Origin of the sequence: Arthrobacter sp. QXT-31, assembly GCF_001969265.1 — a bacterium.
Lineage (GTDB): Bacteria > Actinomycetota > Actinomycetes > Actinomycetales > Micrococcaceae > Arthrobacter.
Genome location: NZ_CP019304.1, coordinates 3888847 through 3914405, shown reverse-complemented (window position 1 = coordinate 3914405; position 25559 = coordinate 3888847). Strand labels below are relative to the sequence as shown.

At 67.3% G+C, this 25559-nt stretch carries 25 protein-coding genes; 11 read left to right on the top strand and 14 right to left on the bottom strand.

The genetic code is table 11. The features are described from left to right. Nucleotides 1-27: 27 nt before the first annotated feature. The 3 genes from BWQ92_RS17810 to BWQ92_RS17800 are packed head-to-tail and all read left to right on the top strand — an operon-like array spanning nt 28 to nt 3024. The gene (locus tag BWQ92_RS17810) at nt 28-1008 is read left to right on the top strand and encodes an AAA family ATPase (RefSeq protein WP_076803802.1); all 981 of its coding nucleotides are present in this window, start codon (nt 28-30) and stop codon (nt 1006-1008) included. Nucleotides 1009-1012: 4 nt separating this feature from the next. Further along, nucleotides 1013-2305, top strand: a complete 1293-nt coding sequence (locus BWQ92_RS17805; RefSeq protein WP_076801708.1) for a DUF58 domain-containing protein — start codon at nt 1013-1015, stop codon at nt 2303-2305. Next, nucleotides 2305-3024, top strand: a complete 720-nt coding sequence (locus BWQ92_RS17800) for a DUF4166 domain-containing protein (RefSeq protein WP_076801706.1) — start codon at nt 2305-2307, stop codon at nt 3022-3024. Before BWQ92_RS17805 ends, BWQ92_RS17800 begins: the two co-directional genes overlap by 1 nt. Nucleotides 3025-3034: 10 nt before the next feature. Here BWQ92_RS17800 and BWQ92_RS17795 read toward each other — a convergent pair whose 3' ends face one another. Together BWQ92_RS17795 and BWQ92_RS17790 are read right to left on the bottom strand one after the other, a co-directional pair. Next, a complete protein-coding gene (locus BWQ92_RS17795) occupies nt 3035-4072 on the bottom strand; it encodes a hypothetical protein (RefSeq protein WP_076801704.1) in 1038 nt (345 codons plus the stop codon). A gap of 3 nt (nt 4073-4075) precedes the next feature. Then, nucleotides 4076-4486 (bottom strand): chorismate mutase, encoded by a 411-nt coding sequence (locus BWQ92_RS17790; protein ID WP_076801702.1) that lies wholly within the window; start codon nt 4484-4486, stop codon nt 4076-4078. Nucleotides 4487-4582: 96 nt separating this feature from the next. Between BWQ92_RS17790 and BWQ92_RS17785 the strand changes: the two genes are divergently transcribed. Further along, nucleotides 4583-5239, top strand: a complete 657-nt coding sequence (locus tag BWQ92_RS17785) for an NADPH-dependent F420 reductase (RefSeq protein ID WP_076803801.1) — start codon at nt 4583-4585, stop codon at nt 5237-5239. Nucleotides 5240-5291: 52 nt separating this feature from the next. Here the strand turns inward: BWQ92_RS17785 and BWQ92_RS17780 are convergent, their stop codons facing one another. The 5 genes from BWQ92_RS17780 to mnmA form a co-directional block, all read right to left on the bottom strand. Then, on the bottom strand, nt 5292-7007 hold the full coding sequence (locus tag BWQ92_RS17780) for an ABC transporter ATP-binding protein (protein WP_076801699.1): 1716 nt from the start codon (nt 7005-7007) through the stop codon (nt 5292-5294). Next, nucleotides 7004-8026, bottom strand: a complete 1023-nt coding sequence (locus BWQ92_RS17775; RefSeq protein WP_076801697.1) for an ABC transporter permease — start codon at nt 8024-8026, stop codon at nt 7004-7006. The genes BWQ92_RS17780 and BWQ92_RS17775 overlap by 4 nt, the downstream gene beginning before the upstream one ends. Before the next feature lies 1 nt (nt 8027). Next, nucleotides 8028-9119, bottom strand: coding sequence for an ABC transporter permease (locus tag BWQ92_RS17770; RefSeq protein WP_076801694.1), 1092 nt, complete (start codon nt 9117-9119; stop codon nt 8028-8030). 128 nt (nt 9120-9247) lie between these two features. Beyond that, on the bottom strand, nt 9248-10879 hold the full coding sequence (locus tag BWQ92_RS17765; protein WP_076801691.1) for an ABC transporter substrate-binding protein: 1632 nt from the start codon (nt 10877-10879) through the stop codon (nt 9248-9250). A gap of 252 nt (nt 10880-11131) precedes the next feature. Then, on the bottom strand, nt 11132-12271 hold the full coding sequence (gene mnmA / locus BWQ92_RS17760) for a tRNA 2-thiouridine(34) synthase MnmA (RefSeq protein ID WP_076801689.1): 1140 nt from the start codon (nt 12269-12271) through the stop codon (nt 11132-11134). Between the two features lie 156 nt (nt 12272-12427). On the opposite strand from mnmA, the gene BWQ92_RS17755 reads away from it, so the two are divergent. Beyond that, complete coding sequence (locus BWQ92_RS17755; RefSeq protein WP_076803800.1) at nt 12428-13684, top strand: NAD(P)/FAD-dependent oxidoreductase; 1257 nt, start codon at nt 12428-12430, stop codon at nt 13682-13684. A 26-nt stretch (nt 13685-13710) separates the two neighbouring features. Here BWQ92_RS17755 and BWQ92_RS17750 read toward each other — a convergent pair whose 3' ends face one another. Both BWQ92_RS17750 and BWQ92_RS17745 read right to left on the bottom strand, forming a co-directional pair. Then, nucleotides 13711-14940 carry a cysteine desulfurase family protein gene (locus BWQ92_RS17750; RefSeq protein ID WP_076801687.1) on the bottom strand — a complete coding sequence of 410 codons (1230 nt, stop codon included), beginning with the start codon at nt 14938-14940 and terminating at the stop codon, nt 13711-13713. Nucleotides 14941-15011: 71 nt separating this feature from the next. Next, the gene (locus BWQ92_RS17745; RefSeq protein WP_076801685.1) at nt 15012-15701 is read right to left on the bottom strand and encodes a helix-turn-helix transcriptional regulator; all 690 of its coding nucleotides are present in this window, start codon (nt 15699-15701) and stop codon (nt 15012-15014) included. 91 nt (nt 15702-15792) lie between these two features. On the opposite strand from BWQ92_RS17745, the gene BWQ92_RS17740 reads away from it, so the two are divergent. Continuing rightward, the gene (locus tag BWQ92_RS17740; protein WP_076801683.1) at nt 15793-16239 is read left to right on the top strand and encodes a DoxX family membrane protein; all 447 of its coding nucleotides are present in this window, start codon (nt 15793-15795) and stop codon (nt 16237-16239) included. On the opposite strand, the gene BWQ92_RS17735 is transcribed toward BWQ92_RS17740, so the two are convergent. Beyond that, nucleotides 16209-16904, bottom strand: coding sequence for a hypothetical protein (locus BWQ92_RS17735; protein ID WP_076801681.1), 696 nt, complete (start codon nt 16902-16904; stop codon nt 16209-16211). The genes BWQ92_RS17740 and BWQ92_RS17735 overlap by 31 nt on opposite strands. Nucleotides 16905-17053: 149 nt before the next feature. Here BWQ92_RS17735 and BWQ92_RS17730 point away from each other — a divergent pair, with 149 nt between their 5' ends. From BWQ92_RS17730 to BWQ92_RS17710, 5 genes are all read left to right on the top strand, one after another. Continuing rightward, a complete protein-coding gene (locus tag BWQ92_RS17730) occupies nt 17054-17998 on the top strand; it encodes a J domain-containing protein (protein ID WP_076801679.1) in 945 nt (314 codons plus the stop codon). A gap of 69 nt (nt 17999-18067) precedes the next feature. Further along, nucleotides 18068-18535, top strand: a complete 468-nt coding sequence (locus BWQ92_RS17725; RefSeq protein ID WP_076801676.1) for a tRNA (cytidine(34)-2'-O)-methyltransferase — start codon at nt 18068-18070, stop codon at nt 18533-18535. A 216-nt stretch (nt 18536-18751) separates the two neighbouring features. Beyond that, the gene (locus tag BWQ92_RS17720; protein WP_076801674.1) at nt 18752-19357 is read left to right on the top strand and encodes a sigma-70 family RNA polymerase sigma factor; all 606 of its coding nucleotides are present in this window, start codon (nt 18752-18754) and stop codon (nt 19355-19357) included. A 2-nt stretch (nt 19358-19359) separates the two neighbouring features. Further along, nucleotides 19360-20202 carry an anti-sigma factor gene (locus BWQ92_RS17715; protein ID WP_076801671.1) on the top strand — a complete coding sequence of 281 codons (843 nt, stop codon included), beginning with the start codon at nt 19360-19362 and terminating at the stop codon, nt 20200-20202. Between the two features lie 86 nt (nt 20203-20288). Then, entirely contained in the window at nt 20289-21062 is a 774-nt protein-coding gene (locus BWQ92_RS17710; protein WP_076801669.1) for a MerR family transcriptional regulator, read from the top strand. A 9-nt stretch (nt 21063-21071) separates the two neighbouring features. Here the strand turns inward: BWQ92_RS17710 and BWQ92_RS17705 are convergent, their stop codons facing one another. From BWQ92_RS17705 to BWQ92_RS17690, 4 genes are all read right to left on the bottom strand, one after another. After that, the gene (locus BWQ92_RS17705; protein WP_076801667.1) at nt 21072-21851 is read right to left on the bottom strand and encodes a PIG-L deacetylase family protein; all 780 of its coding nucleotides are present in this window, start codon (nt 21849-21851) and stop codon (nt 21072-21074) included. Nucleotides 21852-21855: 4 nt separating this feature from the next. Beyond that, complete coding sequence (locus BWQ92_RS17700; RefSeq protein ID WP_076801664.1) at nt 21856-22809, bottom strand: electron transfer flavoprotein subunit alpha/FixB family protein; 954 nt, start codon at nt 22807-22809, stop codon at nt 21856-21858. A 14-nt stretch (nt 22810-22823) separates the two neighbouring features. Then, a complete protein-coding gene (locus BWQ92_RS17695; RefSeq protein WP_076801662.1) occupies nt 22824-23624 on the bottom strand; it encodes an electron transfer flavoprotein subunit beta/FixA family protein in 801 nt (266 codons plus the stop codon). Nucleotides 23625-23856: 232 nt separating this feature from the next. Continuing rightward, complete coding sequence (locus BWQ92_RS17690) at nt 23857-25479, bottom strand: S1C family serine protease (RefSeq protein ID WP_076801659.1); 1623 nt, start codon at nt 25477-25479, stop codon at nt 23857-23859. Nucleotides 25480-25559 lie beyond the last annotated feature (80 nt).

The following is a 25559-nucleotide window of genomic DNA, read 5'->3' as shown; positions in this document are numbered from 1 at the left end:
ACCTACGGCGAGGCGCCGGTGGGCACCATGGCCGCCCCGCGCAGCGCAGGCCATTCCCCGGACCCCGTCCGGCAGGCACTGCTTGACGTCCGGCATGAGGTGGCGAAGGCAGTTGTGGGCCAGGATTCCACCGTCACCGGCATGCTGATCGCGCTGCTGTCGCGCGGACACGTGCTGCTCGAAGGCGTGCCCGGCGTGGCCAAGACCCTTCTGGTCCGTGCCCTGTCCGCGGCCCTGAGCCTGGACACCAAGCGCGTCCAGTTCACCCCGGACCTGATGCCCGGCGACGTCACGGGGTCCCTCGTCTACGATGCCGCCAATTCCGAATTCAGCTTCCGTGAAGGCCCTGTCTTCACCAACATCCTCCTGGCTGACGAAATCAACAGGACGCCGCCCAAGACCCAGGCCTCGCTGCTGGAAGCCATGGAGGAACGCCAGGTCTCCGTGGACGGGGTATCGCGCCGGCTGCCGGCGCCTTTCATCGTGGCGGCCACGCAGAACCCCATCGAGTACGAGGGCACCTACCCGCTGCCCGAGGCCCAACTGGACCGTTTCCTCCTCAAACTGACCATGCCCCTTCCTGACCGTGCCGCAGAAATCGAGGTGGTCCGCAGGCACGCTGCCGGCTTCGATCCCCGCGACCTCGCCGGGGCCGGCGTCCGCCCGGTGGCGGGCGCCGACGAACTGGAGCGGGCGCGGCAGGCCGTGGCCGCCGTCGACGTGGCGCCCGAGGTGCAGGGCTACATCGTGGACCTGGTCCGGGCCACGCGTGCAGCCCCGTCCTTCCAGCTTGGCGTCTCGCCGCGTGGCGCCACCGCGCTGCTGAACACCTCCCGGGCCTGGGCATGGCTGTCCGGCCGGAGCTTTGTCACCCCGGATGACGTCAAGGCACTGGCCCAGCCGTGCCTGCGGCACCGCGTGGCGCTCCGTCCGGAAGCCCTGATGGACGGTGTCCAGGTGGACGACGTGCTGGGCAGCATCCTCGCCTCCGTGCCGGTCCCCCGCTGATCCCGTGGCCATTTCCGGGCGTTTGGTTCTCCTCGCGGCAGCGGGGCTGGTTCCTGTGCTCCTCTTTCCCGGCTGGTTGACCGTGCTTGGCGTGCTCCTGGTCCTGGGCGCGCTGGCCGTGCTGGACGTGCTGCTGGCTGCGGCACTGCAGCAGGTTTCCGTGGACAGGTCGGCGCCGGCCAACGTCACGCTCGGGGGCGTTGCGGACGCCGTGCTGACGGTTCGCAACAGCGGCCCGCGCCGGCTCCGTGCTGTGGTGCGTGATGCGTGGCAGCCCTCCGCCGGGGCGGAAAACCCGGTGCAGGAGGCAGAGGTTCCGGCGGGTGAAAGACGCCGCCTGAATGTCAGGCTCAGGCCGGTCCGGCGGGGTGACCTCAGTGCGCCCCACATCACCGTCCGCTCCTTTGGCCCGCTCCGGCTGGCCGCCCGGCAGAAAACGGTCCACGCCGCCGGATCACTGCGGGTGATGCCGCCTTTCAACTCCCGGCGGCACCTGCCGTCAAAACTGCGCCGGCTGCGGGAGCTCGACGGCAAGGCCGCGGTGCAGATCCGCGGCGCCGGAACCGAGTTCGATTCGCTGCGCGATTATGTCCGGGGCGATGACGTGCGCTCCATCGACTGGCGCGCAACGGCGAGACGGTCCGCCGTCGTGGTGCGCACCTGGCGTCCGGAACGGGACCGGCGGGTGGTGATCATGCTGGACACCTCGCGCACCGCCGCCGCGCGCGTGAACGACGAACCCCGGCTGGACACCGGCATCGAGGCCGCACTGCTGCTGGGTGTCCTCGCCGAGCGCGGCGGTGACCGCGTGGACTTCTTCGCGTTCGACCGGAGGATGCGCGCCCGAGCGGGCACCACGGCGGGCGGCAACCTGCTGGGACAGCTTGTTCAGGCCGCGGCGCCCCTGCAGGCAGAACTCATCGAGCTGGACTGGGCACAGGTGCCCGCGCAGGTCCGTGCGGTGTCGGCGCACCGCTCGCTGGTGGTCCTGCTGACCTCGCTGGACAGCGGCGCACCCGAGGAAGGGCTCATTCCGATGGCGGCGCGCCTGGCCCAGCAGCACGTGGTGGTGGTGGCGTCGGTCCGCGACCCCCTCCTTGGGGAGATGCTCCAGGACAGGACGACGGCGGCCAAGGTGTTCCGTGCGGCAGCCGCGGAGCGCGCCCTGCTCGAGCGGGAGGCCGTGACCGCCCAGCTGCGCCAGTTCGGCGTCGAGGTGGTTGACGCGGAACCGCACCAGCTGCCCCCGGCGTTGGCCGATGCCTATATACGGCTGAAGGCGGCGGGACGGCTGTGATGGATACCCCTATCTACCGGCAGGCCCTTGGCGCTGACTTCCGCCGGCTGCAGCCCGAACTGCAGGAGTACTTTTCGCTGGCCCCGGGGTCCGGCAGCTTTGGCGTCGGCGAAGGCGTTTTCGAGGTGGTGGGCTGCCGGCAGCGGTGGCTGCGGCCCGTACTTCGGCTGACCGCCGGAGAGCAGGCCTTCTTTCCGGAATACGGCGAGAGCGTGCCGTTCCGGATCGAAAACCACGCACACCTCGATCCCTTCGGCCGTTCCAGTCTGACCGCCCGGCGGGAGATTTTCTTCCCCGCCAGGACCAGGATCTTCCAGGACACCACGAGTGTTGAAGCCGGTGGCGCCGGCGGCCGCTCACGCCTTGTGGACTACGTGGGCCGGTACCGCCGGCTGGTCACCGACCTGAACCTTGGCGTGACCGCTGAGGGCCGGCTGCGCGGGGTCTCAGAAGTCTCGCGGCTGTTCCTGGGCCCGCTCCGGCTGCCGCTGCCGGCGGCCCTGGACGCCAAGGCCTATGCGGAGCAGTGGTGGGACCCGGCCGCGGGGGAAGCAGGAGGGCACAGGATCCAGGTGAAGGTGATCCAGCCGCAGCTCGGCCTTGTCCTGGTCTATGCGGGCCACTTCGACTACCGGCTGGAACCCTATCCACCGGGTACTTCCTCTGCGGGGTTCCTTCCGGCGTACGCCAGGCCGGACCGCTGGGAGCGGCGAAGCTGAGTGAACCGGGCTAGCCCAGCGCCAGCTGGTTGAGGCCGTCGGCAACCTGGGTGAGGCGGGTCAGGACCTCCGTCGCGGCGGCCGGCGACTGCCTTTCCAGGCCGCCCGACGGCGTGACCCGCACCGTGCCGAGCGCCGCCAGGGGCAGTCCCAGCTGCTGCCACGGACGCCGGACAGCCTCAACAACTTCGGACGCCTTCGGCACGCCCGGCCCGTCGGACTGCAGCGCCCCTGCCCACAGCCGCTTGCCGGCTTCGACCGCCCCCGCGAGCTGCTCCCACTGCCGGGTAGTCAGGGCCCGCAGCGGAACGGCGATGGCATCCGCACCGGCAGTGATAATTCTTTCGAACGGCGCCTCGATTTCCGGCACCGCCACGGCCACCTCCGCCGCGCCTGCCTCCCGGAGGGCCCCGATCACCACGCGCCAGAGCTCCGTCACCTCCTGTCCCGGGACGGAGCGCAGCGTCCGGTAGCCGCTGGAGGTGGGAATGGTGCCGGCGAGCACCGGGGCTATGTCCGGTTCGTCGAGCTGCACCACGAGCCTGGCCCCGGGAACGGCGGCGGACACCTTGGCCAGGTGTGCACCGACGCCCGCGGCGAGGGAGGCGGCGATGTCGCGGCGGGCGCCGTAGTCGATCAGCGCGCGCTCGCCGTTGTGCAGATGCAGTCCGGCGGCCAGGCTCAGGGGGCCGCGCAGCTGGATCTTCAGTTCGTCAGCGGTAGTGTCCTCTTCGCCGGCGATGTCGGCCAGGACGTTGATGTCGGTGGACAGGGCTGACCTGGCCCGCACCAGGTCCCGCCCGGGCCGGTCAACGATCCGCCAGCCGTGCGGCTGGACATCCACTGCCAGGTCCACCAGGAGCGATGCGGTGCGGCCAATGGCGTCAGCGCCGACGCCGCGATCGGGCAGTTCGGCCAAAAAAGGCAGGTGCGGGCTGCCGAGCTCGCCCCGGATGATGCGGGTGGCTTCCACCGGGTCCTGGCCCGGCCACGGTCCCAGTGCGGTGGCAGTTACCTGGGCGGGCCGCTGGAGGTCTGCGTCCGGCACGGCTTAGGCGGTAAGGGGTGCGGACGGGCTGGCCGTTCCGCCGGTGGCGTTGTGGTCCTCGGCGATCGCCTCGTGGTGGCGGATCACCTCGCCGATGATGAAGTTCAGGAACTTCTCCGCGAACGCGGGGTCCAGCTGGGCATCCTCGGCGAGCCGGCGCAGGCGTGCAATCTGCGCCGTTTCGCGACCGGGGTCCCCCGCCGGAAGACGGTGGGCAGCCTTGAGGAAGCCCACCTTCTGGGTCGCCTTGAACCGCTCGGCCAGGAGGTAGACCAGGGTCGCATCGATGTTGTCGATGCTCGACCGGATTGACAGCAGTTCCGCCATCACCGCAGGATCCACATGCCCGGCCAACGAGCTGGCGGCAGGGTCGTAGGAGTCGGTGTCAGGCAGATCATGGTTTAGCTCGGTCATGCTTCCAGTCTATGGGCACCGCCGGAGTCTCTGCCCGTGTTAAGGATGCGGGCAGAGAATGGAAGTGATCGCAGATACCGATGAGGGAGGATGCACGTGAAGATCGCAGTTCTTGGTACCGGCGTGGTGGGCAGGACCCTGGCGGGGAAACTCGTGGAGTCCGGGCACGACGTCGTTATGGGGTCGCGGAGCGCCACCAACGAGGCGGCCGTGGGCTGGGCAGCGGGAGCAGGGCCGCGGGCCAGGGCCGGGACCTTCTTCGATGCCGCCGCGGAGGGCGAGGTGGTCATCAACGCAACTCCCGGCACTGTTTCGCTGGAGGTGCTGGCTGCTGCCAGCACGAAAAACCTCGCCGGCAAGGTGCTGATCGATGTGGCCAACCCGCTGGACCATACCGCCGGCTTCCCGCCGTCGCTCGCCATCTCGAACACCGACAGCCTCGCCGAGACCATCCAGCGGGCATTTCCCACCGCCCGGGTGGTGAAGGCCCTGAACACCATGCGCGCCGATGTCATGGTGGCACCGGACCGGTTAGCGGGCGGGGACCACGACGTGTTCATCGCCGGGGACGACGCCGAAGCAAAGGACGTGGTGGCCGGCCTCCTGCGTGAATTCGGCTGGCGGCCCGAACACATCCGGGATCTGGGCGGGCTCGACGCGGCGCGCGGGATGGAGATGTGGCTGCCGCTGTGGCTGCGGATTTTCCTGCAGCAGGGTGACCGCCTGTTCAACATTAAGGTTGTCTCCGGCTAGGACTGCGGACAGACAGTCGTCCCCGCCCTCAGGGAGGACGGGGACGCAAGTGCTAGATGCCCAGCAGGGCGCGGTGGTCCGCCCGGCGCCTGGCCTGTTCGGCAGGATCCGGCACAGGCAGCGAGGCGATCAGGCGCTTCGTGTAGTCGTGCTGCGGAGCACCCATGACCTGATGGCCGATCCCCTGCTCAACGAGCCGGCCCTTGTACAGCACGCCCACCCAGTGCGACAGCATGTCCACCACCGCAAGGTCGTGGCTGATGAAGAGCGCCGCAAAACCGAACTCCTGCTGGATTTCCCGGAAGAGCTCCAGGACCTTCGCCTGCACCGAAACATCCAGCGCCGACGTCGGCTCATCGGCGATGAGCAGCTTCGGGTTCAGGATCAGTGCGCGTGCCAGGGACGCCCGCTGGCGCTGCCCGCCGCTGAGCTCATGCGGAAAGCGGTCAGCGTACGACGCCGGCAACTGGACTGATTCCAGCAGCTCACCAACGCGCTTGCGCGCCTGGGCCGGTGAAGGGTTGGTGTGGATGACCAGCGGCTCGGCGATGCACTCACCGATGGTCAGCTGCGGGTTGAAGGACGCCGCCGGGTCCTGGAAGACGAACCCGATCTCCTTCCGGAGCGGCTTGAAACTCCGCTCCCTGAAGTTCAGCATCTCGTAGCCCAGCACGTTCAGGCTTCCGCCGGTGGTCCGGTTCAGGCCGGCGATGGCCCGGCCGATGGTCGTCTTCCCCGAGCCCGATTCACCGACGAGTCCGAACACCTCGCCCTCGGACACCGTGAAGCTGACGCCGTCCACTGCCTTGAAGGCGGGGCTGCCCAGCCTGCCGGGATATTCGATGGTGAGGCCCTTCGCCTGCACCAGCACCCTGCCGTCCTGGTGCGCCCGCTCGGTCATCCCTTCCGACGCCGAATGCCGGCCAAGGTGCGGCACGGCGGCCAGCAGCTTCCGGGTGTAGTCCTGCCGCGGCTCGGCGAAGAGGGACTGCGCCGCGGCCTCCTCGACGACGTCGCCCTGGTACATCACCACGACGCGGTCGGCGAGGTCTGCCACCACACCCATGTTGTGCGTGATCAGCACAATGGACGTCCCGTATTTGTCCCTCAGGTCCCGCAGGAGCTCCAGGATCTCCGCCTGCACGGTGACGTCCAGGGCGGTGGTGGGTTCGTCCGCCACGATCAGCCCGGGGTTCAGGGCGAGTGCGGCGGCGATGACCACGCGCTGCTTCTGGCCCCCGGAGAACTGATGGGGGTAGTAGTTGACCCGGGTTTCGGGGTCCGGGATGCCTACCTTGCGCAGGGCTTCGATGGCCCGGGCTTTGGCCTCCTTCGCGGTGACCCGCTTGCCGCCGCCCCGGCCCGCGTGGGCGAGGATCCCTTCGGCGATCTGCCAGCCGACGGTGAACACGGGATTCAGTGCCGTGGACGGCTCCTGGAAGACCATGGCCACGTCCCGTCCCCGGATCTGGCGGAGCCTGCCCGGGGTGACGCTGATGACGTTGCTGCCGTTGATTACCACCGCGCCGGAGCTGATGGCGGTTTCCGGCAGCAGTCCCAGGATGGTCTTGGCAGTCACCGTCTTGCCGGAGCCGGACTCGCCAACGATGGCGAGCACCTCCCCGGCCTTGACCTCAAGGCTCACATCCTTGACGGCGTGGACGTCCCCGGCATCAGTGGCGAACGTGACCTTGAGATGGTCGATGTCCAGCACCGGTCCGGTGCCGGCGGCGTGCCGGTCGGAAACGGATCCGATGTTGATGGTCATGAGCTTTTCCCATCTGCTGAAATGGCTGCCGCGGCCACCGCGGTTGAGGCCGGTCCGCCCCTCTTGCCGGCACGCTTCCGGCCGCGGAGGCGCGGGTCATTGAGGTCGTTGATGCTTTCCCCCACCAGCGTGAGGCCGAGGACTGTCCAGACGATGGCGAGGCCCGGGAACACGCCGGTCCACCAGATGCCTGACGTGGTGTCCGCCAGCGCCTTGTTGAGGTCGAAGCCCCATTCGGCGGCGGACGAGGGCTCGATGCCGAATCCCAGGAAGCCCAGGCCCGCGAGGGTGAGGATTGCCTCGGACGCGTTCAGGGTGAAGATCAGGGGCAGGGTGCGGGTGGCGTTCCGGTAGATGTGCCTGCCCATGATGCGGATGCTGGAGGCACCCACCACCTTCGCCGATTCGACGAAGGGTTCCGCTTTCAGCCTGATGGTCTCGGCCCTGATGACCCTGAAGTACTGCGGAATGAACACCACGGTGATGGAGATCGCCGCGGCAAGCACGCCGCCAAAAAGGCTGGACTCGCCGCCGCTGATCACGATGGCCATGACGATGGCCACCAGCAGTGACGGGAAGGCGTAAACGGCGTCAGCAACCACAACGAGCACGCGGTCGAGCCAGCCGCCGAGGTACCCGCTCACCAGGCCGAGGATGACGCCGGCGAAGATGGACAGCACCACGGCCACCAGGATCACGAGGATGGCGGTCTGGGAGCCCCAGATGACCCGGGACAGGACATCGTAGCCGCCCACCGTGGTGCCCAGCAGGTGCTTTCCGCCGGGCGGCTGCTGGGTGGGGAAGCTGCCGTCGGCGTCGGAAAGCTGCGCGTATCCGTAGGGGGCAAGGAGCGGCGCGAAAATGGCGGTCAGGAGGAAGGTGCCGGTCAGGACGAGGCCCACGACGAGCATGCCCCGCTGGAGTCCGACGCTCTTATTGAAGTGGGAGATCACGGGCAGCCGCTTGAACAGCGGGGCCCTGCGGTCCACGGTGGCTTCCACCGGAGTTGCAGTGCTCATGTCAGTACCTCACGCGGGGATCGATCAGCGCGGCCACGATGTCCACGATGAAGTTGGTGACGGCGACAATCACGGCCAGGAGCACCACGATGCCCTGGACCGCCACAAAGTCACGGGCCGTCAGGTAGCTGGCCAGCTGGAAGCCCAGCCCTTTCCACTCGAAGGTGGTCTCGGTGAGCACGGCGCCGCCGAGCAGCACGGCGATCTGCAGGCCCATGACGGTGATGATGGGGATCAGGGCCGGCTTGTAGGCGTGTTTGGTGACCAGCCGGAATTCACTGACACCCCGCGAGCGCCCCGCCTCGATGTAGTCGCGGCCCAGGGTGCCGATGACGTTGGTGCGCACGAGCCGGAGGAAGATGCCGGCGGTCAGCAGCCCCAGGGCGACGGCGGGCAGGACGGCATGGGCCATCACGTCGCCGAAGGCGGCCATGTTGCCGCTTCTGAGCGCGTCGAGCCAATAGATTCCGGTAGGCGCCTGGAGTCCTGTGAGGGCCAGTTCGGTGGAGGTTTTGGCCCTGCCGGCGACGGGGAGCCAGCCAAGCCAGACGGAGAAAGTCAGCTTCAGCAGGAGCCCGGCAAAGAATACGGGGGTGGCGTAGCAGAGGATGGCGAAGACGCGGAGCACGGCGTCGGGGAGGTGGTCACGCCGGTGCGCGGCGATCATCCCGAACGGAATGCCCACCAGCAGCGCGACGATCAGCGCGTTGATGGTCAGTTCCAGCGTTGCTGAGCCGTAAGTCACCAGCATCTCGGTGACTTTGCGGTTGTCGGACAGCGTGGTTCCGAAATTGCCGGTGACCAGCTGGCCCAGATATTCGAAGTACTGCACGGGAAGCGGACGGTCATAGCCGGCCGCATGGATCCGTTCCTGCAGCTGGTCCGGGGGCAGCCGGCCGCCCAGCGCGGCCGTGATGGGATCGCCGGTGATCCTCATGAGGAAGAACACCATGGTCACCAGGATGAAGATCGTCGGAAAGATCAGGAGGAACCTGATCAGGAGGTATTGGCCCAGTCCCCCGCCGGACTTCTTTTTCTTGGTCGGCAAGAGGCCGTCGGCGTCGCTTGGCGGCGCCTCGATGAGAGTTGTCATTGCTGCCTGATTCTGTGTTTCCGGATCCCGCGGGGACCTGGAATCGGCTGTTCACTGGCCAGCAGGAAGGCGGGACGCCGGGAAGGCGTCCCGCCTCCGTGGCTGGTCAGGACCGGATGGGGTGGAGCCTACTTCGAGATCACTCCGAGGCGGGTCTTGAACGAAGCGTCGAGGGTCTGCTCCACGCCCTTTACCTCTGCCCCGGCAACCATGAGCTGCGCGCCCTGCAGCAGCGGCAGGGTGGAGAGGTCCTTGGCGACCGCGGTCTGGGCCTCACCCAGCAGCTTCTCGCGTTCTGCCTTGTCCACCGTGGTGAGCTGCTTGTTCACCAGCTCTGTGACGGCGGGGTTCTCGTAGTGGTTCTTCAGGAAGTTGCCGGGGATGAAGAACGGCGTGAGATAGTTGTCGGCGTCGGAGTAGTCCGGGAACCAGCCGAGCTGGTAGACCGGGTAGGCATCGGCCGTCCGGGCCTTCGAGTAGGTCACCCATTCGGTGGACTGGAGGTCCACCTTGAACAGGCCCGACTTCTCCAGCTGTTCCTTGACCATGGCGTACTCGTCACCCGAGGACTTGCCGTAGTGGTCGGGGTTGTACTGCAGCTTGATGTTGACGGTGCCGGTGACGCCGGCGTCGGCCAAAGCCTTCTTTGCCTTGTCCAGGCTGGGCTTGCCGTTGCCGTCGCCGTACATCTCCTTGAGCGGCTGGATGGCGCCGTTGAAGCCGTCCGGAACCACGGAGTAAGCGGGCAGGTAGGTGCCCTTGTAGACCTGGTTGGCGATCGCCTCACGGTCCACGATGTTTGCGATGGCCTGGCGGACGGCGAGCGCCTTCTTGGCATCGGCGTCGGCGGTCTTGGCTCCGAACGGCATGGTGTCGAAGTTGAAGACGATGTAACGGAGTTCGCCGCCGGGACCCTTGTGCACCTTGACCTTCGAGTCCTTTTCCAGGTCGGCTGCGTCCGTGGCCGTCAGGCTACGGCCGGCGACGTCGATGTTGCCCTGCTGGACGTCCAGCTTCAGGTTGTTGGAGTCTGCGTAGTACTTGATGTTGGCGCCGTCGTTGGCCGGCTTGCCCAGGAGCCCCTGGTAATCCGGGTTGGCCTTGAGGCTGACGAGCTCATTCTTCTTGTAGCTCTCAATTGTGTACGGACCGGCGAACGGCTTGCCCTTGACGATCTCGTCGTCGCTCAGCACCTTGTCCGCCGGGAAGACCTCTTCGTCGACAACCGGCCCGGAGTTGGCGGCCAGAACGCCGGGGAAGACCTGGTCATTGCCGGCCTTGAGGGTGAAGACCACGGTTGAGTCATCCCTGGCCTCCACGGACTTCAGGTTCGACAGCAGGGCGGCCGGACCGTTGGGATCGGCGATCTTGACCACACGGTCGATCGAGAACTTGACGTCGGAGGAGGTCAGCGCGTGGCCGTTGGCGAACTTGAGTCCCGGCTTGAGCTTCACTGTGTACTCAGTGGGGCTGGTAAAGGACGCGGACTCCGCAATGTCCGGAACAGCATCGGCGCTGCCGGGCTTGGAGTTCAGAAGGAACGGATAGACCTGGTTCATCACCATGAATGAGCCGGCGTCGTAGGAACCGGCGGGGTCCAGGGTGACAACCTTGTCCGTGGTCCCGTAGGTGATGGTGCCTCCGCCGGCGTCCCCGGTGGAAGTACCGCCTCCGGACGGACCGGTGCAGGCTGTGAGTGCGAAAGCGGAAACGCCTGCCAGCGCGATAGCGCTCCGCAAGGCCCTCTTATTCTGTGCCATCTATGAACTTTCTGTTCGGTGAGTACGCGCGGGGTGCCCGATCTGACTCGTGTGCGGGCAGCCCGCTGATGCCTCTGATTCAACCAGAAGGTTGCCCAGTGAAACATTGCATCGTGTGAGTTGAGACACAAAATTTATCAGAAGGGCTTGCGCACTGCTGACCGAACGGTCGGAAACCTCGAAAAAGGCAAGAAAAACGGCCGGCGGAACAAGTCCGCCGGCCGTCTCACCCCTCCGAGAACCGGAGTCGAATCAAAGTTCCGCCCGCTGCAGGGACCGCGCAGCATCGATGGTCGCCTGCCCAAGGACCCTGCTTCCCTGGTAGAGCACCACGGTCTGTCCGGGTGCGACGCCGCGCAGCGGATCCTTCAAAGTCACCACGAGGCTGTCCCGCTCGATCCCGGCGTCATCAGCAACCCGTTCGATGCGGGCAGTGGCGGGCACGGGGTCGCCGTGCGCGCGGACCTGCGCGTGGCAGTCAAAGTCGGCACCGGAGCCCACCTCGTCAATGGGCAGGCCGGCCCAGGAAACCTTGATGCCGCGGATTTCATCGATGGCCAGCAGGGCTTCGGGCCCCACCACCACCTTGTTTTCCTTCGGCCGGATCTCCAGCACGAACCGCGGCTTGCCGTCCGCTGCCGGCCGGCCGAGCTTCAGTCCGCGCCGCTGGCCGACGGTGAATGCGTTGGCTCCGCCGTGTTCGCCTACCTTGGTGCCGGTCTCATCCACGATGTCGCCTGTGGCCATGTCGATCTTTTCCGCCAGCCAGCCGGCGGTGTCGCCGTCGGGGATGAAGCAGATGTCGTGGCTGTCCGGCTTGTTGGCCACGGACAGCCCGCGCCGTTCGGCTTCCGCGCGTACCTCGGCCTTGGACGGGGTGTCCGCGAGCGGGAACATGGAATGCTTCAGCTGTTCATGGGTGAGCACGCCCAGGACGTAGCTCTGGTCCTTGGCCCAGTCGGCGGCGCGGTGCAGTTCGCGGTTTCCGTCCGCGTCCTCGATGACCTTGGCGTAGTGGCCGGTGCATACGGCATCGAAACCGAGGGCGATGGCCTTTTCGAGGAGCGCCGCAAACTTGATTCGCTCGTTGCAGCGCATGCAGGGGTTGGGGGTGCGGCCTGCAGCGTACTCGTCGATGAAGTCCTGGACCACGTCCTCCTTGAACCGCTCGGAGAAGTCCCACACGTAGTAGGGAATCCCCAGGACGTCGCAGGCCCGCCAGGCATCGCGCGAATCTTCGATGGTGCAGCAGCCCCTGCTGCCGGTGCGCAGGGTGCCGGGCATCCTGGACAGCGCAAGGTGAACGCCGACGACGTCGTGCCCCGCCTCGACGGCGCGGGCGGCTGCAACGGCGGAGTCAACCCCGCCGCTCATGGCTGCTAGAACTCGCATTATGGCTTTCTGTTGACAAGGGTTGCCGAACTATTCTACTGCCCGCCCGAATCACGGCCTAAATTCCCTTGACGGCTCCTGCCCGCGCTTCTAACGTCAAGAGTACCGTTTTTAGAAATGCGGGCCGCAGGCCTGCCGGGCGAATCGAGTAACGCCATGACCCCTGAAAACATCCTCATTGCCGGTGCCGGGCTGGCCGGCGCGACGGCGGCCCGCACCCTTCGCGCCGAAGGGTACGCCGGGAGCATCACCATCGCTGGAAGAGAGCCGCACCCTCCCTATCTCCGGCCGCCACTGTCCAAGGAATACCTGCTCGGCAAAGCCGGCGAGGACGCCGTGGAGGTGGCGCCTGAGGCCTGGTATGCGGAGAACAACGTCACCCTCCGGCTCAGCACCCCCGTGGCGTCGATTGATCCGGCAGCCCACACTGTCCGCTTCGCTGACGGCACGGTCCAGGACTACGGGGCGCTGCTGCTGGCACCGGGGGCAACGCCCCGGACGCTTCCCATCGACGGGATGGGGCTGGACGGCGTCACCAGTTTCCGCACCCTTGATGACAGCCGCCGGCTGCGGCAGCAGCTGGCTTCCGGTGGCCGGCAGGTTGTACTCATCGGCTCCGGCTGGATCGGCATGGAGCTGGCCGCGGCGGCAAGCACCTACGGCAACCAGGTCACACTGCTCGGGCTTGAGGACATTCCGCTCGCTGCGGCCATCGGCCCGGAGCTTGGCAGTTTCTTCCGCACACTGCACGAGGACAACGGGGTCCGGTTCCGGCTTCCCGCCGCCGCCAAGGAGATCACCGGGGAAAACGGGAAGGTGACGGGTGTGGTGACCGACGCCGGCGAGCACCTTCCGGCGGATATTGTGGTCATCGCCGTGGGAGTGGTTCCGGAAACGGCGCTTGCCACCGCGGCCGGCCTGGAGGTCCGCAACGGTATCCTCACGGACGCCTCGCTGCGCACCAGCGCCCCGGATATTTTCGCCGCCGGCGACGCCGCCAATGCCCTGCATCCGTTCACGGGCGAGCACCACCGGAGCGAGCACTGGCACAATGCACTCAACGGCGGCAAGGTTGCGGCCAAGGCGATGCTCGGCCACGATGCCGCCCTGGACATGGTTCCCTACTTTTATACGGACCAGTTCGACGTCAGCATGGAGTACTCGGGCTTCCCCTCCCTGGCGGCAAAGGCGGTTCCGGTCGTCCGCGGCTCGCTGGAGGGCAAGGAGTTCGTGGCTTTCTGGCAGCAGGCCGGGCGGGTGGTGGCCGGCATGAGCGTGAACTGGCCGCGGGCCGTCAAGCCAAGTGCCCAGAAGACCATCAAGGCGCTCATTTCCACCCGGAGGGAGGTGCCTGCCGAGAAGCTCGCTGACGGGACCGTGCCCCTCGACAAGCTGGTGGCGGAGGCCAGCTGATACTGCAGGCCAACTGATGCCGGAGGTCAGCTAATGCCAGACCCCTGGCGGGCAACCGTGGCGGCCGTCTGGATGGAGGATTCGTGCCCGGCCATCCCCGCTTGCCGCGCCCGGGCATAAGCGCCGGGCAAGGCCGCGAGGAGTGCGTCCACGTCCGCCTCCGTCGACGGGTGTCCCAGGGTAAAGCGCTGCGCACCACGGGCCGTCTCCTCGTCCAGGCCCATGGCAAGGAGGACGTGCGACGGGCGGGGAACGCCTGCCGTGCAGGCCGAGCCGGTTGACGACTCGACGCCCGCGAGGTCGAGGAGGAAAAGCAGGGAGTCGCCCTCGCACCCGGGGAACGTGAAGTGGGCGTTGCCGGGCAACCGCCCCTCCCCTTCCGGCCCGCGCAGCACCGCCGCCGGAACTGCGTTCCGGACCCCCGCGATGAGCCGGTCGCGCAGCGCTGAAATCCGCCCAGCCTCGCTCGCAAGGTTCCTGGCGGCGGATTCAGCTGCGGCAGCGAAGGCCGCTATGGATGCCGTGTCGAGCGTCCCCGAACGGACGTCACGTTCCTGGCCGCCGCCATGCTGCACCGGCGTGAGCTTTACCGACCGCCCCAGAATGAGTGCGCCAACGCCGACAGGCCCTCCGATCTTGTGGCCCGAGATGGACATGGCATCCAGCCCGGAGGCCCGGAAATCCACGGCGACGGAGCCAAACGCCTGCACCGCGTCGGAATGCACCGGCACGCCGGCGGCGTGCGCTAGCTCCACAATCCGGTGGACGGGCTGGATGCTCCCCACCTCGTTGTTGGCCCACATGACCGTCACGAGGGCAATGGACTCGGGATCGCGAGCCAGTTCCGCCTGCAGTGCGCCGAGATCCAGCACGCCGTCATGATCGACCGGCAGCCAAGAAACTTCCGCCCCCTCGTGGCGTTCCAGCCACTCCACCGTGTCCAGCACCGCGTGGTGCTCGACGGCGGAGCACAGGATCCGCCGCCGGCGCGGGTCTTCCGCCTGCCGGGACCAGTACATGCCCTTGACGGCCAGATTGTCCGCTTCAGTGCCGCCCGAAGTGAAGATGACCTCCGAGGGATGGGCGCCCGCTGCGGCGGCAAGGGTTTCCCGTGCATCCTCCACGGAGCGCCTCGCCCGGCGTCCGGCACCGTGAAGGGACGAGGGGTTTCCGGTCCGGGACAGCTCGCGTGTCAGTGCAGCCAGGGCTTCCGCGGCGATGGGCGTGGTGGCGGCATGGTCCAGGTAAACAGGCACGCTTAAATTCTAGGCCCCCATTAAATTGCAGACGCCGCTCGATTCCGGAGGCCGCCGGACTTCCGGAACCGTCAGGGCCTGATCCTGGCGCAGCAGCGCCCGGCCGTCCGGTCCCCCTCCACTTTCCCCTCCGGCACCCCACAGGCAGCGGCGGCACCGCTGAGAAATGCCCCGTTCATGGCACAGACCACCTCCCTGTGGCCGTCAGCCAGCCGGCGGAAGGGACAGTTCATGAGGATGATTCCGCCCTCCCCGTCCCGCTCCGGCATGTACCCGACCCCGGCGAGCACCTCGGCCAGGGATGCGCCGTCACTGCCCAGTGCGCGGCCCCGTGAGTATGACGCTTCGGCCAGCGCCTTGCCGACCCCTCCCCCGCCGGTCATGGAGGTTTGAATCGCCGTGGCCATCAACTCCCCGGCCAGATCGTAGCTGCGGTCCGGAACCGACGCACCCACTTCCTCCAGCGCCGGCCGGTACAGCTTCGCCGGCCGGCCCGACCCCGGGCCGGCCTTTCCGCCGAGCTTGCGGAACTCGACGGCGAGCAACCCGTCCCGGACAAGCCTGTCCAAGTGAAAGGACGCCGTGGACCGGGGCATGTTCAGCGCAGCCGCCGCATCATCCCGACCCACCGCTGACGACTGCCCGGCGACGTACTCAAAAAGGCGGCGCCTTCCGGCGTCCCCCAGCGACGCCAGCGCGGCCAGGCGGCCGGTCCAGGAAAGAGCGGTCCCTGGTTCGCGGTCTTCAGCTATGCGGGTCATAAATCCAGCGTAACTCTAAAATCAAGATCCGTTGCTAAAGAAGGATGGGCAGTTCTAAAATCAAGGTATCCACTTTTAGAAGGAGGCGGTCATGAAGGCCACAACAATGAAGGAGTCCGCAAACGCCCAGGCGCTCGCCTCGGATCCGGCGCGGCAGGCGTTCCTGCTCCTGCGCACCGTATTCACCGTGGCGCCCGTCCTGTTCGGCCTGGACAAGTTCACCAATCTGCTGACGGACTGGACCGGCTATCTCGCACCGATGGTTCCGGACACATTGCACCTGCCGGCCCAGACAGTGATGTATGCCGTCGGCGTCGTGGAAATAGTCGCCGGAATCCTGGTAGCCCTGCGGCCGCGGATCGGTTCGCTCGTGGTGGCTGCCTGGCTTTTGGGGATCATCGTGAACCTGATCATCCTCGGCGCCTTCTACGACGTCGCCCTGCGTGACTTTGGACTGTTCGTGGGTGCGCTGGCGCTCAACCGGCTGGCGGCCTCGGCCGCGGCCCATCAGCCGGGTGGAACCACCGTGAGCCACTGAGCGATGTCTGCCCTGGCGGCGGCGAGCGCCGCCGCCGTCGGGCAGGACACGGAAACGTAGACGGACGAGCCGGCCTTGCCGAATACCCGGGCCATCGCTGCGGTGGCCCGGCCGGCTTTTTGGCCGGCAGGCTTGGCAACCCGTTCCAGCGCCAGCACCTCAACCGCCGGCCCTGGTTTGCCCCGCTCACCGCCCCAGCGCAGTGACGCCGGCTTCAGGTAGGCGGGAAGGATCGTGGGGTCGAGGTAGGCAAACAGCCCGGCCGTCGATTCCCTGTCATCGGCCGCCACGAGGGGCCATTGGTTCTGGCGCACCTCGGCCGAAACCTGGCAGCCGTCGGATTTCTGGTAGCGGCTGGTGCCACCGGCCCCACTGACCACCTGTTTCCAGTGCGGCGCTTCGGCCAGGTCCTCCGACAGCCCGACCGGCACACCATCTGCCAGGGTGGGCCCTGCCGAAAACGGCATGTCGCGGGCGGCCACCGCATCGGCGTCGTGGCCGGGGGTAATGGTGGGCGTGGCTGGCCCGCTGCTGACGGGCGGGTTGCTGGGGACGGCCGGATCCGGGACACCGACGCTGCAGCCGCCGAGAAGCGCCGCGGCTGTAACGGCTGCCGCCACCGCGAATGTACGGCGGGCACCACCGCGGTCTGTCCGGACTCCCATTCCGGAAAGTCTAGCCGTCCTGCGTTTGCCGCGCCGGGAACCGGCAACCCTGCTGCAGTCGTTGTTCCAGAAGACCGCCAAGACCGGCTTATATGCTTGGCACACCGGGCCGCGCAGGCAGGCCGGCAACAACGACCTAAGGACCGTGCTTGACCAAGGGCAGCAGTTCCCACTACGAAGTGCTCCGCGTGGCGGTGACCGCAACGGAGAGGGAGATCAAGGTGGCCTACCGCAAGGCTGCCCGTGCTTCGCATCCCGACCATGGAGGCGACGCCGCCATGTTCCGCCAGGTGACCCTTGCGTATGAGACGCTCATCGATCCCCAGCGGCGGGCCGCCTATGACCGCTCCTATGCGGCCGGTCCGCGCCGGAGCCGGCAGGACAACGGTGAAGCGCACTTCGACGCTCCGGCTGCCGGAAGCCACGCCTCCGCGACGATCCACAAGCCGGGCACGCCCCGCAACACGGCCGGCGACGCGCCTGTGTACGTGCCGCCCTTCGATACGCCCGGCGCTGTTCCGCTCGTCCCGCTGGAGCTGGCGAGCCAGCAGGTGCACGGCATGCCCAGGAAGCGGGGCATCTTCGGGGCTGAAGCCCGGATCCAGCGGGAGCTGCGCACGGTCCAGCTGATCAGCAGGCAGGTCCTTCCCGCGATTCCGGCGGCGCGCCTGATCAACGGGCTGCAGTCCCCGGCGGACAACAGCCACATTGACCACGCGCTGCTCTCGGGCTATCGCCTTGCGCTCGTCGGCTCGATGCTGCTGCCCAGGGGGGCCTACGCCTGGGACGGAAAGACGCTGAACCACGGCGGCCGGTCGATCGCCCCGCCGCAGCTGGCCCAGGTTGTCAGGCGGATGCAGGACATATTTCCCGAACTCAACGTGACGGGGTGGACCGTGATCCACAGCCCCGACGGCAACCTCCACGAACCCGTCATCGACCGCCACCGCCGCTCCCGCGGCGGCTCCGACATCGTCCAGGTGGTCAATGCCGCCGGCCTGGCCCGCGGGCTTAAGGATTTCCTCTCCTCCGGCCCCGCGCCGAACACCGTCAATGTTCCGGTGCTCGCACGGCTGCTGCGCGGCATGCACTGAGGTACCGTCCGAAGGCATGCCCAGCGCCTGCGCGGATGGCACCGGCAACGCCAACGCTAGGATGGAAGCGTGTTCCGCATCCTCTTCCACACGCCTGAAATTCCCGGAAATACGGGCAACGCCATCCGCCTCGCCGCCATCACCGGCGCCGAACTCCACCTCGTAGAGCCTTTGGGCTTCGACTTCTCAGATGCGAAGCTCCGCCGCGCCGGCCTGGACTACCACGACCTGGCAGTGGTCACTGTCCATCCCAATATCGAGGCCGCCTGGCAGGCCCTGCAGCCGGAGCGCGTCTTCGCCTTCACCTCCGACGGCGAAGTTTCCTACACGGACATTGCCTACCGGCCGGGTGATGTCCTCATGTTCGGCCCCGAATCCGTGGGCCTGCCGGACCACCTGAAGCGCGATCCCCACGTCACGTCGCGGGTCCGGCTGCCCATGCTGCCGTCGCTCCGGTCACTGAACCTGGCAAATGCGGCATCCATCGCGGTCTACGAGGCGTGGCGGCAGCAGGGATTCACCGGCGCACAGCTCTGAGTGCAGCACATCCGCACGGCCACCCATCCACGGGGTGCACGGCACCGAATCCCTTCTGAGCACGTCGGGGGAACGTGCACTTCCATAGGGTGTAAGGAGCGGCAGGTGACAACACTAAGGCCGGGCAACACCGCGTTCCATTTTACCCGGCACGATGCCGCCGTGGCAGGGCACGGAGTGCCGCGCCCGCCAGCAGGCAACCTATGCTTGAGAGTGATGGAAACTCCCAACGCGCCAAACTATGACGCCGCAGCGCCGCCTGGCACCGCCGTCGACCTTAACCAGCAGCTGGCACGGCTGCTGCAGCGGACCGCCCAAGGGGATCAGGCGTCCTTCGCCGAGTTCTACCGGCTCACGTCGCGGCGGGTTTTCGGCATGGCGCGCCGGGTGCTGATCGATCCGGAGCTCAGCGAGGACACCACCCAGGAGGTCTTCCTGCAGGTCTGGCAAAATGCCGCCAGCTTCGACCCGGCAAGCGGAAGTCCCCTGGCCTGGCTCATGACCATCTCGCACCGGAGGGCCGTGGACAAGGTCCGCTCATCCCAGTCCGCGAGTGAGCGCGAAGCCCGGTACGGCGCCAACAGCCAGGACATCGACCATGACTCGGTGTCGGATGAGGTGGACACCCGGCTTGAGGCCGAAGCGGTGGTGCGGTGCCTGGAGACGCTGACCGAGACCCAGCAGGAATCCGTGCGGCTTGCTTACTACGGCGGTCTCACCTACCGCGAAGTCGCAGAAAAGCTGAACGCTGCCATTCCGACCATAAAGTCCCGCATCCGCGACGGACTGATCCGACTCAAGACCTGCCTGGGGGTGAGCTGACAATGACCGATTCAAATGATTCGCGCGGGCGCCAGCTGCCCCGGGCATTTGCCGCCGACATTCCCACCGACCTCGCGGCGGGACGGGCCGTCGAGCTCGCCGAGATATACGCCCTGGACGCCATCAGCGACGCGGAGCGGGAAGCCATCGACGCCTACCTCAGCGACGCTCCGGAAGCGGAGCGAGCGTCCTTCAACGAACGCGTGCGCCAGGCCCGGGAGACGCTGGCGATGTCCTTCACGGCCGAGGAGGAGCCGCCCGCGGACCTGTTCGACCGGATTGTCTCGCAGCTTCCGGCACCGGCGGCGGTGCCGGCCGCCGCAGACGGTCTGGCGGAAGCGCCGGCGCCTGCCGCTGATGAACTGTCGGCTGCGCGCCAGCGGCGTGAAGCCCGACGGCGGACGGGCGGGCTCCGTAACTGGCTCATCGGCGTGGCGGCTGCTGCCGTGATCGCCCTGGGCGGCGTGGGGATCGGCGCCTACGTGGCCAACCAGAACGATCCCTTCCGGCAGGTCATCGAGGCGCAGGACGCGCGGCAGGCCACCGTGAACGTCATCGGCGGAGGCACCGCGACGGTTTCGATCTCGCCCTCCCATGATGCCCTGGTGGTGCGCATGAAGGATGTGCCGCCCCCGCCTGCGGGCAAGGTGTACCAGATGTGGCTGATTCCCAAGGACGGCTCCGCGCCGGTCTCCGAAGGCCTGATGGACGCGGATGCGCTCTCGAAGCCTGCCCTGGTCAAGGGCATCGGCTCCGCAGCGTCGCTCGGCATCACGGTAGAACCCGTGGGCGGATCAGCTACCCCGACCCTGCCCACAGTGGCCGCCGCCCCTCTCACCACCTGACACTGGCCCTGCCTGGCGGGTCACCTGCCTGGCTGGCGCCCTGCCTTGCTTGACCTTGACGCTGCGTCAACTTCTACGCTGGAGGCATGAAGCAGGAAGAACGCCGGAGCTGGTCCATCGCGGAACTGGCGAAGCTGAGCCGGGTCTCGTCCAGGACCCTCCGGCATTACCACCAAGTGGGGTTGCTGCCGCCTGCCTATACCGGGCAGAACGGCTACCGCTACTACACGCAGCCCGAACTGCTGCGCCTGCAGCGGATCCTGCTTCTCCGCGAACTTGGCCTGGGGCTGGAAACCATTGGCCAGGTTCTGGACGGCCAGGCCGACCAGGTGGATGCGCTGAGCGTACACCGCAAGTGGCTGCTGGCCGAGCGCGACCGCCTGGACCGGATGGCCAGGACCGTCGGGGCAACCATTTCGGCACTGCAGCAAGGAGACACCATGTCAGGCGAGGACATCTTTAGGGATTTTGATGCCAACCCCTACGAGGAGGAGGCACGCCAGCGGTGGGGCGACCGCGCGGTTGAAGACAGCAAGGCACGGCACGCCGCGCTGAGCGCTGACGACAAGCAGGCGTTCATGGCGGAGGCCGCGTCGGTCAACGAGGAGCTGGCCCGCTGCCTGGACGCCGGCCTGCCGGCGGACGACGCCCGGGTGCAGGCCGCCGTCGAGCGCCACTACCGGTGGGTCTGCGTCAGCTGGACGCCGGATGCGGACAGCTACGTCGGCCTGGGCCGGATGTACGTCGAGGATCCGCGGTTCACCGCCTTCTACGACAACAGCCGCGCAGGTCTCGCGTCCTACCTGCTGGAAGGAATCAAGGTCTACGCGGCTGCCCGGCTCAGTTCTGCCGCAGGCTAGGACAACAGGCTAGAAGCCGGCGATGGTCCCCGGGCCGTTGACCATGACCACGTGGAACGCCTCGGCGCTCCGTCCCGCGGGCAGGCCGGCACGTTCGGCATACTCCCGCATGCCGCGGCGTACCCTGGCCTCCATGGCCTCGGTATCCGGGTGCTGGCTGACGTGGACGTGGATCGCCTCTAGCTTGCTCTCCACGTGCTCCGTGACATCCACATAGTGGTTCTCGCGTTCCTCCGGCCCGGCAAAGAACCACAGCCACGGAACCTTGTAGGCCTCGAGGCCGGCCTCGGCGAGGTCGGGATAGGCGAAGGGGTTTTCCACGGCCGGGTAGATGGCGCGGGTCACGGCCTCCCCCACCGCCAGGTGGTCCGGATGGCTCTTCTGGATGCGCTTCCAGTTGCGTTCCGGATGCATGGAAAGCACGACGTCGGGACGGACTTCCCGGATCAGCTTCACCACCCCGCGCATCACCTCATGGTTCGGTTCAAGGTACCCATCCCGCTGGTGCAGGTAGTGGATGTCCTTGACCCCGACGAGGGCCGCGGCGCGTTCCTGCTCTGCGGCCCGGAGCGCGATGATCTCGGCGCGCTGGGCAGGGTCGAAGCCGCCGGCGTCGCCGTCAGTCATGATGCAGTAGCTGACCTCGACGCCGGCCTTCGTCCACGCGGCGATGGTGCCGGCGGCGCCGAAATCGATGTCGTCGGGGTGGGCTGAGAAACAGAGCACCCGCTCAATCCGGTGCTGTTCCGGATTGAACGGGCTCTGCGCTGGTGCAGCGTTTGCGGTCAAGGATTCAGCCCTTGCGCTTCTTGATCTCTTCAGTTGCCTGCGGGAGCACCTGGAAGAGGTCGCCGACGATGCCGAAGTCCGCAATTTCGAACACGGGCGATTCCGCGTCCTTGTTCACGGCGACGATCACCTTGGCGGTCTGCATGCCCGCCTTCTGCTGGATGGCGCCGGAAATGCCGGCGGAAATGTACAGCTGCGGGGAGACGGTCTTGCCGGTCTGGCCGACCTGTGCGTCGTGGCTGATCCAGCCGGCGTCCGTTGCCGCGCGGGAGGCACCGACAGCCGCGCCCAGTGCGTCCGCCAGTTCCTCCACGGGGCCGAAGTCGCCGTCGAGGCCGCGTCCGCCGGCCACCACGATGCGGGCATCGGTGAGGTCCGGGCGGCCGCTGGCGACCTTCTGTTCGCGGGAGGTGATGCGTGCTGCGGCGGCGGTTGCGTCGGCAGGAGCGTCCACGGTCACGGTTTCGGGCAGCCCGGGAGCCGTGGCGGGCTCCGGGTCCACGGTGTTGGCCTTCACGGACAGCACGGTGACGGGGGTGGTGGCCTTCGCCGTCGTGGTGTACGAACCGGCCAGCACCGACTTGTGGGCGGTGCCGTCGGCGTCGACGGCGACGACGTCGGTGATGACGCCGGCGCTCAGCCGGATGCCGAGCCGCGCTGCGATTTCCTTGCCCTCGGGTGAGTTCTCGAGCAGGACGGTGGTGGCGCCGGACTTGTCCGCCACGGCAGTCAGGAAGGCGGCCTTCGGGGCGACGAGGTACTCGTCGAGGTCCGTCGCGGACGGGCGGAAGACGGTTGCTGCACCGTAGGCGCCCAGGGTGCCGGCGACGTCATCGGACAGTTCGCCGTTGACGGCTACGGCAGTTTCGCCGAGGGAGCGCGCGATGGTCAGCAGTTCCAGGCTGCTCTTCTTGAGAGCCTGCCCGGGGTTGTCAATGAATACCAGTACGTTTGCCATGTTGTGGAGTCCTCTTAGAGCAGCTTCTGGGCGGCCAGGAAGTCAACCAGCTTGATGCCGGCGTCGCCTTCGTCCGTGATGATGGTGCCGGCAGTGCGCGGCGGGCGTTCCTCGGCCGCCGTCACGCGGGTCCAGGAGCCGGCGTGGCCCACCTGGGAGGAATCCACTCCGATGTCGGCCAGGGAAAGGGTGGTGATGCTCTTGCGCTTGGCCGCGATGATGCCCTTGAAGTTGGGGTAGCGCGGTTCGTTGATCTGGTCCGTCACGGAGACCACGGCCGGCAGGGGCGCCTCGACCGTCTCCGAGTGGGTGTCCGCATCACGGCGTGCGGTGACACGTCCGCCGTCGACCTCCAGGGATGAAGCGAAGGTGACCTGCGGCAGTCCCAGGCGCTCGGCGAGCTGTGCGGGCACCAGGGAGGTCTCGCCGTCGGTGGAAGCCATGCCGGTCAGCACCAGGTCCACGGGGGTGTCCGCGCCGAGGTGGCGGACAGCGGCCGCGAGCGCCAGGGAGGTGGCGGCTGCATCGGAGCCGGCGAGTGCGGCGTCGGTGAGGTGCACGCCTTCAGTGGCGCCAATCTGCAGGGACTTCTTGATGGCGTTGACGGCACCGGCCGGTCCCATGCTCAAAGCGATTACCTTGTTGCCGGCCTTGGCGCCGCCGCGGGCTTCGGCGAGCTGCAGCGCGGCCTCCAGAGCGTACTCATCCAGTTCAGACAGGATGCTCTCGTCGCGGTCCGTGGTGTGGCCCTCGCCGCTGAGGTGCCGGTCGAACTGGGCGTCCGGCACATGCTTGACCAGGACGACGATCTTCAATGTCTCTTCCACTGTATTTACAGCAGCCTTCCGTGCTTGTGGATAGCCAGCCGGGTGGGGTCATGGCCGTGGAACGCCCGGGATACGGGTAGCTCCTAGCTAACCATATTGGGTCTGTCATATGACGTCCCGTTAACGCCTGTGTCAAAGGAAGGGACAACGACGGCGGGCCGCCCCTGAAACTCAGGGAATGCGGCCCGCCGTGCTGCAGCGCGTGCGCTATTGTCTCTGTCTACTGTTCTGCGGCGGCACCCAGCGTCACGTCCAGCTGCTGCTCGCGGCCGTTGCGCAGAACCGTGATCTTCACCGAAGCGCCGGATGGCTGTTCACGGACGGCCGCGGTCAGCTGGTTGGGGTCACTGATAGCCCGGTCGTTGAAACGGGTCACCACATCGCCCACTTTGATCCCGGCCTTGGCTGCCGCCGAGCCCTGCTCCACCGAGGCCACGTCGGCTCCGGTCGAGAAGCCGGACGATGATGCTGATTTCTCCTGCACGCTCACGCCAAGCTGGCCGTGCGTGGCCTTGCCGTTGTCGATGATTTCGTTGGCCACGCGCTTGGCATGGTTGATCGGGATGCTGAAACCGACGCCGATGTTGCCTGTTCCGCCGGCTGCTGAGCTGCCGCCCGCGGAGGCGATTGCCACGTTGACGCCGATCACTTCGCCCTTGTTGTTCACCAGGGCGCCGCCGGAGTTGCCTGGGTTGATGGCAGCGTCCGTCTGGATGACGTTGATGGAAATCGAGCCCTTGTTCGCCGAGCTCTGGCCCTGCCCCTGGCCGGGAGGAGCGAACTCGAAGCCCTGGTCGCCGCCCTGGGAGTTATCGGCGCCGCCCTTGGGCGCAGCCGAGGACGCCACGCTGATGGTCCTGTTCAGGGTGGAGACAATGCCGTCCGTCACGGTGCCGGTGAGTCCGAGCGGTGAACCGATGGCCACAGCCGTGTCCCCGACGTTCAGCTTGCTGGAGTCACCAAGGGTTGCCGGCGTGAGGCCGTCGGGCTTGTCCACCTTGATGACGGCAAGGTCCGAAAGCGGGTCGGTGCCCACGATCTTGGCGCTGAGCACGCGGCCGTCGTTCGTGCGGATTTCGATCTCCGCATTGGCGGCGGTGCCGTCCAGCGTGACCACGTGGGTGTTGGTGAGGATATGGCCCTGGTCGTCGATGATGATGCCGGAGCCTGTGCCGCCCTCGCCGCTGCTGGTGGCTTTGATGGTGACGACGCTCGGCGACGCCTTGACAGCGGCCGCCGTGATGGCGTTGACGGAGTCTTGGTTGTTGACGATGACCGTGCCGGGCTGGCTGCCGGAGCTGACGACGGGCGCTGTGCCGCCGCCGTCGAAAAGGTTACCGGCGCCGACGGTCGCGACTCCGCCGCCCACGAGGCCGGCGGCCAGGATGCTGGCCACCAGGGTGCCGACGCCGAACGTCGCCTTGCGCTTGGGCTGGCTGCGGTTGTCCTGGAAGGCGGAATGACTGCTGTGCTGGGAGTACGGGTTGTGCTGGGGACCTGTCGGCTGCCCGGCCGCTCCCGACTGCTGGCCGAAGAAGGGAGCGTGCTGCGGATACTCGGGATGCGGGCCGCCGGAACGTTGCTGCTGCTCCGTGTTGTGCGGCTGCTGCTCGGTGTTGTGCGTAAGCCGCTCCAGCGGCGTCGTTGGGTTGCTGCCCGAGTCAATGCGCATCGTGGGGTTCTCGGAACCGCCGGCGGTGCGGTAATCGGCGTCCTGCGGCGAAGCCTCGTGGGCAGCAGGCTGGACACCCTCGCCGGGCCCAGGCCGAGGGGTCGGATCTACAGGGCGCCCTGAAGGATCCCGGTTCTCAGGTGCTGCGCCCGGTACTGGGTGCTCAGTCATTGGACTTCCTTTCATCCGCGTCTGTATTAACTATGGACGATCGGACTGAAACTAATTCGGACGTTTGCTGGGAGGTTCCT